Here is a 16,435-nt window from a genome sequence, read left to right as displayed (position 1 = left end):
TTTAGTCTCTAAAAAAGGTTCCGTCATTGAATGGATATGCGTCATCAGCGAATCCGAAATAAGGAGGAACAACTTGTGAAATATTTAACTGAACGCCACTCGGGACAGGCACAACCTCATAATTAGTCAGAATTGACACCTCATAAGGAGCCAGAGCAAATTCAAACGTTATGCCTATCGTCATGTCACCGTAATTTACGCAATAAGCTCTGCCCCTTCCTGAAAAAAGCATTCTCAGAAATTTGTTTATTTCTGGAATTGTGGCAATGCTGATATTTGAAAATGCTTTACACAAAATTAAGGTGCGGTATGCGTCATCACCTAAACGAACTGATGTTGTTTCCTGAACGCCAGCATAAAAAGGTGAATCGTTAAAAGGTAATGGATAGTCAGGAGCACCATCATCAGCCTCTGCATAACCAAATGAATCGCTGTCTATTGGTGCTGTAACATATCGGCTGATACCAACAATTTTACCCCAAACATCCAGACCATACGTTTCATTTGTCGTTAAATCCCATACTCGCTTAATAAATTCATCGGTGAAATCATCAAGACTTACCGCCTGGTTAAATGTATCAATGATATTTAATAAACGGGTACTTGCTGAGTATTGAGTTAGGATTGTGTTTTCCCATGTCACGACAGTACCACCGTAATATCAGATGCCTGAATAGTCGGAACCTGATTTATCCCCATGGTTACGGATGGAGTGAACGTCACGCCGTCCAGAGAAACTTCCAGAGAGAGTATCCCGACAGTATCAGGAGAGATGGAAATAACCGGGGCATAATATTTCCCGGCGTTAATGGTTGCACCAATTCTGGCTTTAACAATGCCGTCGTAGTTTCCGTTAAAAACCGACTGGACCATCGCCTGAACCTGAGCCGTGATATCGCTGGGAGGGTTCAGGCTGCCATCGAGCGTCACCCTGAAATAGACACGCGTCGGTGCGGCCTTTTGCCACTGCATAGTGTATGAGGGGTAAGGCGGCTCATAATTTTCGCTGTCATACACCGTATAAGTTGTGCTGCCGTTAAAGTTGCACCCCGGGTTATATGTATTCAGGATTGCTTCGGCCACATCGGCATCTGCACCGCCGTAGACGCAGATCCAGATTGAATGCGCTGCGACAGAAACGCTCGTTGCCCCCTTAATCACTGCGGCAGCAGTCCTGTTTGACCAGACATAGGCGTCCAGTACGTTCTTCGTGGCCAGAAGGGCTGCCAGCGTTGCCCCGTCCTGATTTCGTGCATTCCGAGCAACAGACTGTTTACGGCGCGTCTCAAAAGCTATGCGGCTTTCGACATTCACCCCCACGACGCCCGGCGCGGCATTGTTAATGGCATCCCATCCCGGAACTGCGCGGTAGATTTGATTCAGTTCGCCAATACCGCAGGCAATCGGGCCGGTAGTCTGACAGGTAAACTGTACATCGACAGTGCCGGATGCCGGGATGGTCGCGGCATCAGAGGTGGCATAGATATATCCGTTGACGTCAATAGCCGTGCTACCAGCCGGGATTACCGTTCCCACGAGCCCGACGCATTGTGCGGTGACGACTGTCCCTTGCGCGGAAATGCGATCCATGAAATAGATTCGCCCGATGCCGTCCTGCCAGCGCCCGGTTGCATAGTCCGGGTTCATCTGGTTAAACAGGCAAAGAAGCTTGTCATTTTCCTGGGCAATGATTTCTGTGTCTGACTGCGCAATCTGGCCCTGCGGTGTGCTCAGTGACTGACTGGCCCCCGACCCCATCGCGGTGTTAATGTCGGTCAGGCGCCCGGATAAAATATCAGCCACGTCCGGAACGGCTATTCCCGTCTCCGTAATGGTTACATCAGGAACAGAAGTCGTTAATGTCGTCATAGGTTTGCCTGTGCAACTTTTCCGTAAATATCAGTGACGCGAATTGTCCCGGTCGTATTCCTGGTGCTCTTGTCAAAGAAAACGCTCGCGACAGCCTGATCCACAATCGCCAGCTTTTTGGCTTCGGCCTGCATCTTCTGCGCGATATACCCCGGCGTGGGCGATTTCCCCAGGACGTTTTGTTTCCACGGAATACCCAGGGTATTGTCGAAATAGCACTCGCCATAAAACACCAGACACGCGCTGGCCACATCCTGCGCGACCGCTTCACTGTCAGTGGCGATCGCAATATTCCCCTGACCATCCAGCATCAAATCCCAGGTGCTGGTATCCAGTTTCAGTGTTTTGTAGTAGCTCATACGGTTATGCTCGGGCCGTCAGATGTTTTGGTTGAAGAGCCGCTCTGTACGTTCTGTACCGGGTGATTGTGAGCGTCATAGGCATCACGAAGTGCTTTGAGAGATGCGCTTTGCGTCCCGCTGTTGTCGGTGATGTTTCCGCCAGCTGTAATATTCCCGGTAACGTGCATCAGATGGGTTGTGACGTTTACACCGCCAGGCGCAGTAATATTTGCGGTATTACAGTTCACATTAACGTTGCCGGGAGAAACGACATTTATGGCGTTATCAGCGAACTGCACGTACTGCGTCGGCTGGTTATTCAGTACGCCGCCAAAGTAGATCGCATCAGTCTTGCTGTGCGTCCTTTTGCTCCCAGGCACTGATTGTTTTCTGTTGGCGCGGGCAATGCTGTTGTCCCGGTCGCAGGATGCGATGATGCCAATGTCACCCACTACCGGATCCATGATTACGGCGCTGTTGCCGCGCTGTAACCGCCATACCGGCACGTTGTAAATGACGGAGTTTGGTATCATTGCCCCTGTAGGATCGACCTGAGTCACCAGCGGCGTAACATCAACGACCAGATTCGGCGCAGTTCCGCGAATGGCATTCACCACCACGAGATCAATAAATGAAGCACCGGACAATAATTTTTTAAAAATTAATGCCAGCGATTCAGCATCATTCGTTTGTGGAGTTGTTGGAGTGAAAAGATTCTCAGCCATTAAACTACCCGTCTATTTTTTTGTTCGCGATACAAATCGAATGCCATGGCCCATCCTCAACCCATGAAGAAAGTTCATGAGTTACGCTGGTCAATTTATAATTGCTGCTGGCATGCGGTAATGATGTTACTAATTTTATTTTACGACCAGTAGTTAGCAATGAGGAAAATTGTGTCTGAAACATTACTCCGCCATTAGCAAATATTGGATAACCAATAAGACCATAATCAGGAGAAATTAATGGGATAATCTCATCTCTTTCCTTTTCATCATCCCAGAAAGAAATCTGCGGCGACATTACCGACATTGATACTTTCATGTCGTAACAGATCTGTTCAAGTTGGTCAAACACACTTCCATAATAATGAGGGTTAGTTAAAGTTTTCCCCTCCAGCCCGATAATGAGAGGATTATATCCGGCATTTTTACAAATAGCCGTTAAAACGCTGATTAGTGGTGTTGCGCCATTAAAAGAAAACGGAGAGGCTACTTTATTTTGAAGTTCAGCATTGGCTGTCGCTGTTATTAGTAATGCTGCATTTGGCACAGCCATATTAGCCATTGACGAAGTCAAAAAACCCGCAAATAAAGTGGTGTCTTCAACATAAATACTCAGGCTGACCTTATCAGTATCAGGGCCATAAAGTCCCATAGCTTTAGAAGATAGCGCCGCCAGCAGTTCAATACCCAGACCATAGATGCTGACACTTACCTGTGTGCCAAACAAATTACCAGAGGACTGGCAAGACACGGTTGCCATGACATTGCTGATCGATATTTTATTGCTGTTCGTTCCTTCAAACGTCGACGTTAGATTGTTAAACTCAAACCGAAGAGATCGCTCAGTATACAAGCTCATTCTCCTCTATGTAGTAGAGGGTGTACCTGCCGCCCAGGCCGTCATAGGTCGGGTCGTTCTCCCACTGGCTGTCGATAAATACCAGATCCCCCTTAAACCCGAGATACGCATAGCGGACCATTTTATTACCGTACAGACACGGCACACCCTGAAAAACAGGCGTGTTATTGACCGACAGATCCATGTACAGGAAGCTTTCACGCTGAATCAACCGGATTGTGCATTGCTGGCCGCCAAGCGTTACCAGCAGAGTTTGCGATTTAACGGCCTGCAGGCCAACAGTCATCATGTGATAGCCTTATTGATCTGTTTAACCAGCACGGTCGCTTTTTGAGTGGCGCTGTTCGCTACCACCGACGCACCCTCTTTAACCGTCGTAAGGGCACTCTGAAAAGTGGTATTAATCCCGCTCTCAACTTTATCGACCAGATCGCCAACTGAGCTTTTCAGGGATGACCAGGATTTGCTTAACTCATCAACGGTGGAGTCTGCCGCGTTTGATTGTTTTAGCGCAGACCCAACGCCGGTATTACTGTTGCTGATTGCATCAGTAGTTGGCTTGTCCTCTGACTGAGGGCCGGACAAAATGACTTCCATCTGCTGGATGACTTCCTGAAATTCCAGGTAAACGGTCAGCATGGTTATTCCGTGTTGCGAGTCCACGTCATACGAATAGTCAATCAGATCGAAGCTTTCCAGCGTCTCTTTTGGCGTCTCAATGTCGTAAATACCGGTCGTTCTCAGCATGACCTGAATGGTTCGCAGCGCATCGGACTGGCTGGTTAGCGTAAACGAAAAGATGTCAGGAATAGAGCCGCTGTAACCTGTAAGGCCGTCAATAATAATCGCGCAGCGCACCCGCCGTGGTTCCCTGACCTTGTTGATGGACTGATACTTTCCTTCCTCGACCGGGGCGTTAGTGATTGAGGCCCGGCCGCCTGGCTGTATTGATGCCAACCCGCTAAATTCCAGCGCTACATCACTGGTGCCGTTGTAGCGGATGACGTAAGACGACCCCAGAACGCTGTTGATGATCGAAAGGGGCGACCCGCCGCCAATGGCATTAAAAATGTCATTCGTGTTAAGGCTCAAAATGCTCATTGTCACCGCCAATAAAAAACCCGCCATGGGCGGGGAGGGCTAAATAATTCCAGGAAGATACATTTGAACTTCATCTGCAACCCGGTCACGCGCAGCATGCAATAATCGCTTGCGACCTCCCGAACCCCATTTAGCCATTTGACTGGCACACTGGCTGATCGCCTTGGTTTCTGAGGTTATGATGTGATCGATTTTGTTCAGGCGGGACATGGCGTCGAACCCTCTACGAACCAGCATTTGAAATGTTTCATACACTTTGATTTCAAATAGTGGATTCAGCCATGCCGCATAACGAATTGCGATCAGCTCCAGTCCCCATGAGCCTTGAAGTGGCCCTCCCTTAATCGTAAGCACCGATGCGATTTTCTTCGCATCGCTTAAAGCCCGAACAAATCTCCTGATCTGCTTCGTTTTAAGAAACTCACCGGGCCTCTGTGATTCAGTAGCCTTACCTTCCGCTACTGCTGCCGCATGCAGGTCATTGAGGTTATAGCGTCCTTCGCCATCAACACGAACTGAAACGCCGTTTACTGATACGGTTGGATAATTCATCGGATTTACCTTTTAGTGATGAACCTTGTTCGCACAGGAATACGGCCCTCAGAAGGCCCGACAGCCAGCCGGTTCCTCAAGGGTCATCCTGAAAGATTCTGAGTGATAGTTGCGCGTGCGAATGCGCATTTGGTTTACTGCTGGCATAAAAAAGCCCACCGAAGTGGGCTCTGTTGCGTGTTATTGAAACAGTAAAGGGTTAAAGTTGATAAAAAATTAAGGGGGCTATATGGAAACTAAAAAAATCACTAATTTTTTTGCAGCGTTGTTGTTTGTAGGATTGACATCAAATTACGCGTTAGCGCTGCCATCAAAAGATGAGGCTCTTGCCGCATGCTCTTCTTTAGTAAAGAAATCCAGACTTGACCCTGTTATCGACTCTCTTTACGGAGAGCAGTTGGCCCAAGTTGCTATGAAAGATTGCATTACTACCATAGGGGAATCCAATGGTGATCCCAAAAAAGCGAAAGAGGTTTCAAAAAGGCTCAAGTCGGAATTTGGGAGATCTATGTGGGCTTTAATTGGATCTCCCTATGTATCACAAACAGAGAAGTCAATGGCCGTAAATATGGAGGACTGGCACGCGCGCATGATGAACAATTCTGCAATAATTGCTGGCGATTATGGCGAACTTGCACTGGAAGCCAGAAAGGGCAGACAAGGCAATAATTAATTCAATTATTTGCACTCGAAAATGTACCGTTTGTTGTTGACCTTCTGGCCTGCTGTTCAACACTACGAGTCAGCGCATCCACAGACTGAGGGTTGCTGTTAACCACAACCTGGCCTATGTGGGTGCTGCTCTTTTTGCTGTTGTCCACAGTTGACGTGGTGGCAACAGGTCGCGCTTCTGCCAGTTTCTGCTGCTGCAGGTAGTATTCTGGCTGACCATCACCCCCTGTTTGCAGCCCGTTTTGCCAGTTTCCATACCCTTCACGACGTGCTATTGCAGACCGCAATTTTGCCATTACTTTCGGGTCAGACAAATTTAACTGATCGGTCTCCCCCATTCCCATATAGGAAGCAACATCCTTAACAAAGGCGTCAATATCCTTCTCTGATTTAGGCGATCTGGCAGTCACAATATCTTTAATCGTGCTGAGTTTTTTGCTCCCTGGCGTACCAGAACCGTTAAAATACCCCATCAACTGATTGGTTAATGCTTCCCATCCCTCGCGCTCAGAAGGGAAGGGGTTAGAGCGGTGCGACAAATTGGGAACATTCGGCTTATTGTCCTGGCCGTTAATCGGGGGATTTCCGCCGCTTGAAGATAGCTGATAGGGTTTGCTGTAAGCCAGTATCCCCTTGTCCTGATAATCGGTGGCATTTCCCTGGTTAGCATTCACTGCCGGGCCTCCGCTCATGGCATAGCGAATTTTACCAGTGTATTCCCTTGTTTCTTTCGGCACCGGTCTCCATTTCCCGTCCTTATCAGTAAATCCGTCCTTTCGACCTTGCTCTATCCACTGATCAACATTTCCCTGTCCCCAGTTATAAGCCATGAGAGCATCATCAAGGTTGCCGCTATATTTTTTTAATAGCTGGCTCATATAGATTGATGCCGCCTGTCTGGCTTTTTCCGGGTTTAACCTTTCATCAACCTGAGAATCAATTCGCAGGCCCAAATCACGACCGGTATCGGCCATGATCTGATATTCACCTACCGCACCTGCTGGGCTATACAGATTTGCACCATCACTGGATTCAACCTTCCTGATTGCATTCAGAAGATTATCGGTAGCCCCTGGTATATCCCACTGTATGTTATCACCCATTACGGTTCCTGCCGGGCGCCCGTAATCGGTATCAACACCAAAAGCTCTCGCTGCATCTCCAACATCACGTTTAACGGAGTCTGCCGATGATTGTGCACTTGCTTTGATATCCTCTCGATCATTATAGAGATAGGTTCCAAATGCTATAAGTCCAGCCAGCCAAGGCGGTACGCCAGCGCCAGTAACCTTACTTCCTACATACGCAGCAGCGAGTATTTTTAATGCATTTTCAGCGCCACCAACCGCTCCTGTAAATGCGACCATTTTATCTCCGGCATCACGAAAAAATCCGATAATGTCCCCGTGATGTTCTTTGATCCAGTCACCAAAAATTTTAAGTCCTGTCATGACTTCTGGTGCGAATGCCATTGCCAGATCCTGGCGAATGCGGGAAAACTCCGAATCCAGTTGCCCCAATGTTACCAGCAGGTTTTCCTGCTCCTTGACCTGCGCCGCGGTGATATTCGATTTTTTGGTTTCGGAGTCCACGAGCGATTTCAGTTCGCCTGATTTAATTTTGGCCGCATCAGTCGGATCGAAACCTGTAGCCGACATCACCTGCATCAGGTTTTCCTGAGAATGCGATTTGCCGTAACGCGTGAACTCGGCAAGCGCTTTATTCGGATCGCCGAGACGGTTGATATTCAGCCCGGTACGCGCGCCCATCACCATCAGGTTTTGCGCCGCGCCGGTCAGGCCGCCGAATACCGTCGGATCGGCAATGTTGGCCAGCGCCATGCGTGCGTTACCGGCGGCAGAGATAAACGCATCACCATTTAACCCGGCCTGCTGGAACCCGCGCTGCATACCAAACATCTTGTTTACGTCAGATCCAAAGAATTTAGCCTGATTGCTGGCCCTGACAATTTCGTTTGAGGTGGACGTGAATAACTGTTTGACACCGTAAAGCCCGGCACCGATACCCAAAAAACCGGCGGCAGCAACCGTCACTCCACGAAAAGATGAGGTTGCAGCCGTAGTAAAATTTTTTATATCAAACGCCATTTCGGAGAATGATTTTCCGGTCTTTTTATTGGCGTCCTGGATTTCCTCGCCCGTTTTGGCAATTTCTTCTCCGGCAGCCCTGGCGGTATCGCCGATGCCCCCCAGTTCTTTGGTTACGTTATCGCCAAGCTCTTTAGCCCCTTCCTCAACCTTTTTCTTGCCGTTCAGGAATTCATCGGCTTTAACGGTAATTTTGTAGGCCAGTTCCTGAATAATCATTTCTGCTCCAGATGTTCGCGCCACACGCGCTGATTGAAATTATCGACTGAAATAATCTCCAGCAGGTTGTACATATCCCTGACGGATAGTCTTTCCTGCAGATCGAGGTATGTTGCTTTTCCAGAACAGATAACGGCGTTGATGGCAGATGAGACGTTGATGGTTGAAACTAATTTTGCCGGAGAAGAGATCTCTTCCAGATAGGGGTATTTCACTTTCCGGCGATGACTAAAAAACCGAAATTTACTTCGAAGACTTTATCCATAAGTTTTCGGATCGTCGAAACCTCTTCGAAATCGTTAGGGCCGTCAACTTTACGAATAATGCGCTGACCCTCGTTGTAGATGACGATTTCCACGGTTTCGATAAGCCGGTTACGCAGTTTGCTGGACACATCCGGGTGCGCAGAGGAAAGCACGCTGAGGCCGACCGTAGCCAGCCCCGCGCACCCCATGGCGATCACTTCGGGTGGGATTCCGGTAAACCCGGAATCACCCATAGCACGGAAAATATCCTGAGCAAGTTCGTCGGCATCCCAGGCGGAAAGCTCAGTGATAATGAACTCTTTGCCCTTATCACGCCCCGCGTCATCAGCAATAAACGTGACTTCTTTACGTGCCATCAGATTGCGCTCCTGGTTACGCCCTCAAAGCGGAATACGGCAGGGCGAGGTTGCATAACGCGTTTGCCTGGAGGTACAGGCGTCCACGTATACAACACGCCATTCACGAACGTGTACTTGACGGACAGGGACGGAATGCGAAGCACGGCATTACAGAAAAAGACCGACTGAGCCGTTTTTTCATACGCCTGCCAGTCATCAAGTTTACTGGCAGCAGCAGACGGCGGCGCGAGGGTAATGGTCCATTCCACAGGGTTAAAAATCAGACCTGCATGGTAATTCCCGTCGGCTGTCATGATGTCTTCTTTCGTGGTCAGGGCTGCCGCCTCAAACATACTGTCTGCCGCGTAGTTGTCGACCGTGAATCCCGCCGGGTACAAAGACGGGACGATGATTTTTAGCGACGAGTTGGCGCTTGAAATATCCATGTTTGGTCCTTACAGAATCGCTGCGGAAGTCATGGTGATGGACTGGATCAACTGACCGTCCACATAAAAGAACGTTACCCCGGCAAGTTTGCGGGCCTGTCGGTTCGCGCCGGATTGCGTCGGGATGTACAGATACCAGCCGTCGGAAAAAAGAGGCGCGGAGATATCTTTGCCGACCACGTTGTTGACCTGTCGGATCTGCGAACTGTCCAGCGTCACGCCTTTGCGGATGATGCCGAAGTTAACCCCTTCGTTTGCCGGGTCCGTAATTGCAGCATCAATGGACGCGTAGCCCTCGGCGTTATAAGGAAACGACTGGTTGGCAGTAAACGCAGCAGTGAACGCAGCCAGCAGTTTGGCATTCAGCCACACCTGGCCGATGAAGCTGTCCAGCCACAGGAATCGGCCTGTAATAGCGCCATCAGAGGCATACTGAGCAACGGTCTGATTCTGGCCATAATTGCCGTAGAAGTTGTAGCCGTTCGATTTCAACGCCTTCGCCGTGTTCAGATCGGAAACGTTTGGTGCCAGGCCTGAGAAAGCCCGGAATTTAAACGATACACGTCCACCGGTACGGGCAAAGTCAAGAGATGCACCGTAGGCCAGCGCAGTCATGGCATACAGATATGATCCATACACCGGGAAAATGTTTTCGTAGCCATTGGCAACAACAACCTGCTGAACAAAACAGTTGCTGTTATTGGAAATTGTGGGTGCATTGGATGTGTCATGTACCACGTAAGCGTAACGGCTGGGCGTGGAGTTAGCCCAGGCGCACAGCTCGGCTTTCTGGTTGTCGGTCAACTCAACCACGCTGGCGAATGCTACCCAGTCCTGATTAGTGTTGACCACACCATTCATCATGTCGGTCATGCTGACAGCATCAGAACCCGGCGAGACAGTGGCGGCAGTAGCGGCAGTCAACAGCAGGCCGGTCGCCAGCGCGCCTGCGGACGCGAACGAAACAGAGCTGTCAGCGCCGGTCGTCGCGGAACGGATGATGAAGCGACTGGCAATCGCGTTCCAGACCACATCAACTTTCGTTGCGCCGATCCCGGTCTCCAGTTTGGATGCGATATCGGAAAAACTGGTCGCGGTTGACAGGTCAATAGAGGTACTGGTTGTTGCGGTGCCGTCGACCGTCAGGGTAATGGTGCCCGCCGGGATTGCCTGGAGCGTAGCCAGAGACACTCCTTTCAGGCTGGCCGAAAGCAAGTAACCGGCGACCGGCGTGGTCACGATGCGCGCCATCAGCAGCGTGCCGGGCAATACCGTTGAATCGTCGTAGCCTTTGAAATAGCGCTGCGCAGCGAGAAACTCTTTCGAGGTGCTACCCATCAGCGCGGAGACGTCAGAGTCCTGATAAAAATACGAAACGGATCCGACAGGAACCAGCTCATTGTCAGTGAGCACCAGGCCGTTGGCATCAACTGCCGCCCCGGCAGCGGCCACTGTACTGGGCGTAATCGCAAAATCAGTTGATAAAGGGATTGTAGTCATTTGTCTGCCTGTTCAGTTGAGAATTCGACGGTTTCGAAGTAGTCCTGCGGAAGCGTGACGATAATGTCCGCCTGTAAAGAAAGCGTGAGGGTGTAACGCTCCTGCCATTGCTCTTCGGCGTTAATCATGGGCGCCTGAATCGCATCGGATGAATAAAGCGGAGACAGTCTCGCATCCAGAGCCTTGATCGCTTCCCAGGCATAACCACTGCGAAATACTGTCTCAAGGATGTTGGCCCGGTCACCGGCCCCATCACCGTAGATGTCAATCTGCAAATCCGCCCTGCGCACCTCGGTGTAGGACATGGCGCTGGTTGACGGGATTCCCGTATCCTGCCGGATGTTTTCCGTGGTCGACAGGCGAATGAAGCGTAAGGGGGTGATGATGCAAAACTGGCCTTTCAGCATGGGTGCGCGATTCGCCTGCGCCTGCTGGCAGGTTCCGCAAAGCGGCTCGATAAAGTCCGCCAGGGTGTCGATGATGTTATCGACGGTGTAATCAACGGTCGCGGTCATGTATCCACCTGGAGGCAAACGAGCAGTCGGCACCAGTCCGGCCACAATTCCATCGGCTCAATCACCAACCACGTTTTCCCATCGACAATGAACAGATCGCCCCCCTTCTGCATCTCACGGTTTACGCTGTAGAAGCTTCCGTTGACGTGAATGGACTTGAACAATCCCTGCATGTTAAGGCCGTCTACGTGCTGCAAATCGCCTTTGGTTAGGGGCTGAAACTGAATGGTGATTGGTTCGTCTGGCGCGTACTGAGGAATAGGCTTGCGCCCAGGCCCCATCACCTCGCCAGAATAACGCCTGACGATTGCGGTAATGTTGGGGTTGACGCTGCGTATCAGGCTGTTGCTAATCCTGTGAAGATTCAATATCTCCTACCTCGTATTTCACATCGCCGATCATGACCTTGCTGTCTACGAGGGGCTTGGTTGAATCCGTGCGTCTCTCCTTGCGTGTCCGCCTGATGTGCAATGTGGTTGGAGAGAGTGGAGGGTCAATCAGCTTGGAAATTGACTCCTGTACATCGCCCTGAATCTGAGCGCCTACTACCTCAAGAACCTGCCCAACTGGATATCCAGCCCTTATTCCTCGCCCAATTGCATCTCCCCATTCCTTTTCGTGCTCAGCTATGGCATTGCGGAAAAATGGGCGGGGTGGCTGATTGTTTTCAGGTCGCCCGTACTCGTTCCCGGTGGCAACTTCTGATACTGGCGTTCCATCCGGGTACGTAGCACCATCAATGAAGCCAACTTTCACCTGCTTAGAGTCAAGCTGAGAGGCGACATTATTCAGAAAGTCCTCAATAGCATCAGCCATACACGCTCCCCGGATAGTAGTTCGCCATACGGTAAACTTTCGTTGCCTGCCAGAAGTCCATTCCGTGATGGCTTTGGGTGTACCACATGTAACGGAACTCAATTGGCCCAGCATCGGATGAAACAGACACGCTTCCCTCTGATGCTGACGCCAGCCTCCCAACCATTCCCGTTCCGCCGTTACCATTAACATCCCCGAACCTCATGTATGCCAAATGAGCCATAAGCAGATAGAGCAGACGCTCTCGCTTGATGGCATCTTCAACTAGTGAGTACTCGGAGTTGTTCAGATAGTCGGTAGACTGGTCAAACAGAAATGGAAGCTGGACATCAGGGACATTGGAGTATTCGGGGAACATGGCGCGGAACTTGGGGATATCAAGCACCACAATTGCCATGGTTTATTCCTCTTTGTCGGGCTTGGTCGTCTGCTTTTTCGGGTCAAGCTGCTCCATGCCGGTCTTCTGTCCTGAGCGCTCCTGAGAGGCGTCTTTTGCTGATGCTTCGTCAGTAACAGCAAACACGATGCCATTACGGATTATGGGCTGGTCTGCGAAGGTTTTCGCGAACCCCTCCCATAATTCAGCAGGCACATCGCGGGTGATGCCAAAGCCGTTAATCAGCAGAGAATCATTGGTGCCAGCGAGTTTAACCCGCTGACCTTCGTGACTGATGACCAGGCCAGCAGGCAGTTTGCAGCCGATGATGTAAGTTGATGCCTTTGCCATTGCTTATGCTCCCAGCATTTGCGCGAACAGGAATGGTTGCGTGATTACCGCGCCGTAAGTGGTACCGGAGTATTTCTGTTTGTAGTGGGAAAGCTCGGTTACCAGCGGGTGGGCGCGAAGTTTCTCACTGTACGCCATGAAGCCGACTTCCTGACCCTGAGCCTCTTCAACAAACATCTGAATCAACTCTCCGGCTGCAGTGCTGTACTGCGGTGCGGTTTCGATTCGCATATTCGGGAAAGCTTTTTTCAGCATATCTTCCAGGGAGGTTGCGAAGATTTCGTTTGCTGATTTCATGTTCACACTGAGTTTGTTGGACATCACCAGAACGAGCTTAGACGCCATGTCCACGCCGTCACCTACGATACCGTTGGTGCGTGCTACCAGGTCTTCATACAGGGCAAGGATGTCGTTGTACTTATCAACCACCTGCTTACCGCTCCACAGCACGGTGCCGCCAACGTTCAGCGGGGTGATCGGCGCAGGAAGGGACGGGTCGTTCAGAATCCCGTAGTTGCGCAGACCGGCAACGCCGTAGAAGTAGAACTTGTTCTGGTCCTGGTCGAGGACGTTAACCGCAGCACGCTGTTTTTTGGCGGCATACGGCAGCATAGCCAGTCCGTAACGCTCCTGCTCCAGTTCGCCATACTGCACGACGGTCTGGTAGCGGTATACGTCACGATGTTCCCATGACGGAGTAACCTGCACCGCGCCCTGTTCGCTGTAGTCGTCATACGCTACAGTATCGCCGGTTTCTTCGATGCGCTGGATCATGAAGCTGTCCTGAGCCCACGCACCGCGCTTCTCTTCGCGTCCGAGAATTGCTACGGCGCGGTTCGGAGTGAACAGCGTTTCGACAATGGTCGGGTCGATGAATGTGGAAACGATTGCCGGGATACCACCGTTGGGAGCCAGTGACGGCTGCGGGTCGGCATCCATTGCCAGTCGGTTAACTGACGCCGGGAAGGTAATACCCTGGGCGTTAGCAACCTGGATAAAATCTTTAAAAGTTGGTTGTGGCATTATGCTTTGCTCCAGGAAGAAATGATTACCAGATCGCCAACTGCTGCGCCCTGAGAGACGAACCAGTCAGTTTCAACATGACCAGCTACGGTCGCGCCTGCTGCACCGGTAGCGATAGTGCCATCGGTGGTGCTTGCGAATACCTTCTGCCCAACAGTGGCAACGGTAGAGGACTTAACCCAGAAGTCACCACCGACTTTAGGGGAAACTTCAACACCGCCGCGAATCAGCATGCTCGCGCTCTGGCCGTAGCCGATGACTGCCTGCGCCAGATTCTGGATAAATCCAACCGGTTTCGAGTCGGCAGCCGGGGCGACGTTGGTCACGATTTTCGGATTGGTTGCATCGCGGAATACGAAAGTGGCGATAGTTACGCCTGCGGTAGCCGCCTGGAATGCACCAGGGCCACCTGCTGCGGCGATGATTGGAGAAGATGAGGCCGGATGACCTACCTGACCGACACCGCGAAGGATGTCTACCTCTGTTTGAAATGCCATTATGCTTTACCCCCGCGAATCATTTTCAGTACATCGGATTTGGTATCGCCGCTCAGATGGTGAGGGGCGGAGTCTTGTGCCATCGCTGGAGCTTTAGCCAGAGCGTTGAACACGGAGCGCAGAGCACCTTCTGGCAGAGTGGCGTGGTCTTCGCAGCCCATTTGTTTCAGAGCGGTGCGATAAAACTCTTCCGCGCTGTCGCATGCCAATTCACCAACTACCGGGCGAACATCACGCTCTGCCTGACGCAGCGCTTGGAAGCGAGCTTCGACACCTTTAATGGCAGCGTCCATCGCCAACTTATTGTCGTTTGCCATTTTTTCTTTCTCTTTATTATCGGCTTCGTTTTTCGCGGCCCTCTCTTTGGCTTCGCGCTCTTTTTTCTCTTCTTCGGTTTCAGAGTCGTTGGCCTGGCGCTGGTCGCGTTCGCGGTCTTTTCGTTCACGCTCTTTGCGCTCTTTAACCTCTTTCTCTTCCCTGGCCAGGCGTTCAGCTTCTGACTCGTTATCTCGCTCTGCCTGAGTGGCTTCATCTTTGATAACTTTGGTCACTTCCTTTTTAACTTCATCAGGGTCAGCATCACTTGCCAGTTTCGGCAGGATATAGGCCCAGAACTTTTCTAATTTGGACATTAGCGTTTTTCCTATTGAAGGTTTGGAGTCATAAACAAACACGTCGGGACCAACCCGACCACTTGGCACGATTGCCACGTGATTACAAACGATGTCGCGCATAACTCCATCGTATGCCTCGCCCTCGTACACGCCGGGAGTCAGGTCGAGCCGGTAGCGGTAGGAGGATGAAATTTCTTTCTGTCGCTCAGTCTCAATGCCCATGATGGAATCCAAATCCCATACAACCATTGAGTTTTTCAGGTAGGTATCATCGAATTCCGCGCTCTCACCAGTTGACCCGATGATGGCCTCCTTGGGTGGCTCTGCGACCATTACGCCGATATGCTGGTTAAGTACCGGCTTGTTATTGAATGTCGGCGCGGCCTTACGCAATTCTTCCGGGTCACGCAGCAGGCGATACGCCTTTTCCGGGATAAGTCCCAGCGCCTCAGCGTCAGGAATTTCTTTCCCGTAGTACACGCACACGTTAGCCTTGCTGATTGGGGTAAGCGCGACATGCATCATTCCGTCTGCGTCGTAACTGCGAACGCTGGCGCGGTCGAATGCGAATGCTGAGTCATTAGCCATACCAGCACTGTCCTTTGCGTACTTCATTTTTACCGTCACTGGTTGGCCTGGTGATTTACCTGGGTGAATGCTGACAACTTCCAGTTTTGCGTTGCGCGGCAGGAGAGTTTCGCTCTCGTGCTTGTTGCTGGAGAGGTTAGTTACATCTAACCCTTTAGCTCCTGGCTGAGTTTCGATTTCCAGCATTACGCCACCAATGCTGAACATTCCCGCAATTTTCTTTTCTGTGGACGTGGAAAGAAAAGAGGGGTCTGACACCGTCATTCCCTTTTTAATTTCTCCGTTGGGAAATAGCTTCTTGGCATCATCACGGCTGATTCCTCGATACAGCGTTTCACCACCCAACTCACCCTTATCAATGGCCGAGTCAAGGCGGGAAACATCAGGGTCTGATTTGTCGCCGCTTCTTAGTTGAGAGTTTATTTTTAGGAAGTTGTCGCCGGAGTAGCTGGATATTGCGGATTTTTCGTTTGGGGTTAACTTGACACCTTTTTTCTTTGGCGGGGTATTTCCGATTTTCCCCTCTGCCCCCTCCACAACATCGCCATTTCCATTAATTTTTACGTGCGATCCATTTATGGTTATCCACTTATCTTCATCCTCGGCGAGCAAAAATTCAGTCAATTCGCTCATTCTTTTACCTTTCTTTAGGCAATAAA

General features: G+C 50.7%; 22 protein-coding genes. 1 reads left to right on the top strand and 21 read right to left on the bottom strand.

What is annotated here, in order from left to right; translation table 11 throughout:
• Position 1: 1 nt before the first annotated feature.
• From ACS0RQ_RS06445 to ACS0RQ_RS06410, 8 genes are all read right to left on the bottom strand, one after another.
• Complete coding sequence (locus ACS0RQ_RS06445; RefSeq protein WP_334632471.1) at positions 2–643, bottom strand: baseplate wedge 1 family protein; 642 nt, start codon at positions 641–643, stop codon at positions 2–4.
• Positions 640–1,869: a baseplate J/gp47 family protein gene (locus ACS0RQ_RS06440; RefSeq protein WP_334632472.1), complete on the bottom strand. Its 1,230-nt coding sequence runs from the start codon at positions 1,867–1,869 to the stop codon at positions 640–642. Before ACS0RQ_RS06440 ends, ACS0RQ_RS06445 begins: the two co-directional genes overlap by 4 nt.
• On the bottom strand, positions 1,866–2,228 hold the full coding sequence (locus ACS0RQ_RS06435; RefSeq protein WP_249572479.1) for a contractile injection system sheath initiator: 363 nt from the start codon (positions 2,226–2,228) through the stop codon (positions 1,866–1,868). The genes ACS0RQ_RS06440 and ACS0RQ_RS06435 overlap by 4 nt, the downstream gene beginning before the upstream one ends.
• A complete protein-coding gene (locus ACS0RQ_RS06430) occupies positions 2,225–2,935 on the bottom strand; it encodes a phage baseplate protein (RefSeq protein ID WP_334632473.1) in 711 nt (236 codons plus the stop codon). The genes ACS0RQ_RS06435 and ACS0RQ_RS06430 overlap by 4 nt, the downstream gene beginning before the upstream one ends.
• 4 nt (positions 2,936–2,939) lie before the next feature.
• On the bottom strand, positions 2,940–3,695 hold the full coding sequence (locus tag ACS0RQ_RS06425) for a hypothetical protein (protein WP_334632475.1): 756 nt from the start codon (positions 3,693–3,695) through the stop codon (positions 2,940–2,942).
• Positions 3,696–3,777: 82 nt separating this feature from the next.
• Entirely contained in the window at positions 3,778–4,083 is a 306-nt protein-coding gene (locus ACS0RQ_RS06420; protein ID WP_334632476.1) for a phage baseplate plug family protein, read from the bottom strand.
• Entirely contained in the window at positions 4,080–4,895 is an 816-nt protein-coding gene (locus tag ACS0RQ_RS06415; protein WP_334632478.1) for a hypothetical protein, read from the bottom strand. Before ACS0RQ_RS06415 ends, ACS0RQ_RS06420 begins: the two co-directional genes overlap by 4 nt.
• 39 nt (positions 4,896–4,934) lie before the next feature.
• A complete protein-coding gene (locus ACS0RQ_RS06410) occupies positions 4,935–5,447 on the bottom strand; it encodes a KilA-N domain-containing protein (RefSeq protein WP_249572484.1) in 513 nt (170 codons plus the stop codon).
• Between the two features lie 229 nt (positions 5,448–5,676).
• Between ACS0RQ_RS06410 and ACS0RQ_RS06405 the strand changes: the two genes are divergently transcribed.
• Positions 5,677–6,120, top strand: a complete 444-nt coding sequence (locus tag ACS0RQ_RS06405; protein WP_334632480.1) for a hypothetical protein — start codon at positions 5,677–5,679, stop codon at positions 6,118–6,120.
• A gap of 1 nt (position 6,121) precedes the next feature.
• Here the strand turns inward: ACS0RQ_RS06405 and ACS0RQ_RS06400 are convergent, their stop codons facing one another.
• The 13 genes from ACS0RQ_RS06400 to ACS0RQ_RS06340 are packed head-to-tail and all read right to left on the bottom strand — an operon-like array spanning position 6,122 to position 16,409.
• Entirely contained in the window at positions 6,122–8,446 is a 2,325-nt protein-coding gene (locus ACS0RQ_RS06400; protein WP_334632482.1) for a transglycosylase SLT domain-containing protein, read from the bottom strand.
• Positions 8,443–8,661, bottom strand: coding sequence for a hypothetical protein (locus tag ACS0RQ_RS06395; RefSeq protein ID WP_249572487.1), 219 nt, complete (start codon positions 8,659–8,661; stop codon positions 8,443–8,445). The genes ACS0RQ_RS06400 and ACS0RQ_RS06395 overlap by 4 nt, the downstream gene beginning before the upstream one ends.
• Positions 8,658–9,068 (bottom strand): hypothetical protein, encoded by a 411-nt coding sequence (locus tag ACS0RQ_RS06390; protein ID WP_334632485.1) that lies wholly within the window; start codon positions 9,066–9,068, stop codon positions 8,658–8,660. The genes ACS0RQ_RS06395 and ACS0RQ_RS06390 overlap by 4 nt, the downstream gene beginning before the upstream one ends.
• Positions 9,068–9,496: a phage tail fiber protein gene (locus tag ACS0RQ_RS06385; RefSeq protein WP_334632487.1), complete on the bottom strand. Its 429-nt coding sequence runs from the start codon at positions 9,494–9,496 to the stop codon at positions 9,068–9,070. Before ACS0RQ_RS06385 ends, ACS0RQ_RS06390 begins: the two co-directional genes overlap by 1 nt.
• Positions 9,497–9,505: 9 nt before the next feature.
• Complete coding sequence (locus tag ACS0RQ_RS06380) at positions 9,506–10,996, bottom strand: DUF3383 domain-containing protein (RefSeq protein ID WP_334632489.1); 1,491 nt, start codon at positions 10,994–10,996, stop codon at positions 9,506–9,508.
• On the bottom strand, positions 10,993–11,511 hold the full coding sequence (locus ACS0RQ_RS06375) for a phage neck terminator protein (RefSeq protein WP_334632491.1): 519 nt from the start codon (positions 11,509–11,511) through the stop codon (positions 10,993–10,995). The genes ACS0RQ_RS06380 and ACS0RQ_RS06375 overlap by 4 nt, the downstream gene beginning before the upstream one ends.
• Positions 11,508–11,879 carry a hypothetical protein gene (locus tag ACS0RQ_RS06370; RefSeq protein WP_334632493.1) on the bottom strand — a complete coding sequence of 124 codons (372 nt, stop codon included), beginning with the start codon at positions 11,877–11,879 and terminating at the stop codon, positions 11,508–11,510. Before ACS0RQ_RS06370 ends, ACS0RQ_RS06375 begins: the two co-directional genes overlap by 4 nt.
• A complete protein-coding gene (locus tag ACS0RQ_RS06365; RefSeq protein ID WP_334632495.1) occupies positions 11,860–12,327 on the bottom strand; it encodes a hypothetical protein in 468 nt (155 codons plus the stop codon). Before ACS0RQ_RS06365 ends, ACS0RQ_RS06370 begins: the two co-directional genes overlap by 20 nt.
• Positions 12,320–12,724: a DUF4054 domain-containing protein gene (locus tag ACS0RQ_RS06360; RefSeq protein ID WP_334632497.1), complete on the bottom strand. Its 405-nt coding sequence runs from the start codon at positions 12,722–12,724 to the stop codon at positions 12,320–12,322. Before ACS0RQ_RS06360 ends, ACS0RQ_RS06365 begins: the two co-directional genes overlap by 8 nt.
• A gap of 3 nt (positions 12,725–12,727) precedes the next feature.
• Positions 12,728–13,054, bottom strand: coding sequence for a hypothetical protein (locus ACS0RQ_RS06355; RefSeq protein ID WP_334632499.1), 327 nt, complete (start codon positions 13,052–13,054; stop codon positions 12,728–12,730).
• A 3-nt stretch (positions 13,055–13,057) separates the two neighbouring features.
• Positions 13,058–14,077 (bottom strand): major capsid family protein, encoded by a 1,020-nt coding sequence (locus ACS0RQ_RS06350; RefSeq protein ID WP_334632501.1) that lies wholly within the window; start codon positions 14,075–14,077, stop codon positions 13,058–13,060.
• Positions 14,077–14,574 (bottom strand): structural cement protein Gp24, encoded by a 498-nt coding sequence (locus ACS0RQ_RS06345; protein WP_334632503.1) that lies wholly within the window; start codon positions 14,572–14,574, stop codon positions 14,077–14,079. The genes ACS0RQ_RS06350 and ACS0RQ_RS06345 overlap by 1 nt, the downstream gene beginning before the upstream one ends.
• Positions 14,574–16,409 (bottom strand): DUF2213 domain-containing protein, encoded by a 1,836-nt coding sequence (locus tag ACS0RQ_RS06340; RefSeq protein ID WP_334632505.1) that lies wholly within the window; start codon positions 16,407–16,409, stop codon positions 14,574–14,576. Before ACS0RQ_RS06340 ends, ACS0RQ_RS06345 begins: the two co-directional genes overlap by 1 nt.
• Between the last annotated feature and the right edge of the window lie 26 nt (positions 16,410–16,435).

It is taken from the genome of Phytobacter diazotrophicus, assembly GCF_052061655.1.
In the GTDB taxonomy this organism is placed as follows: domain Bacteria; phylum Pseudomonadota; class Gammaproteobacteria; order Enterobacterales; family Enterobacteriaceae; genus Phytobacter; species Phytobacter diazotrophicus.
Note: the sequence above shows the minus strand (reverse complement) of the source record. Positions and strands in the feature narration are given on the sequence as shown.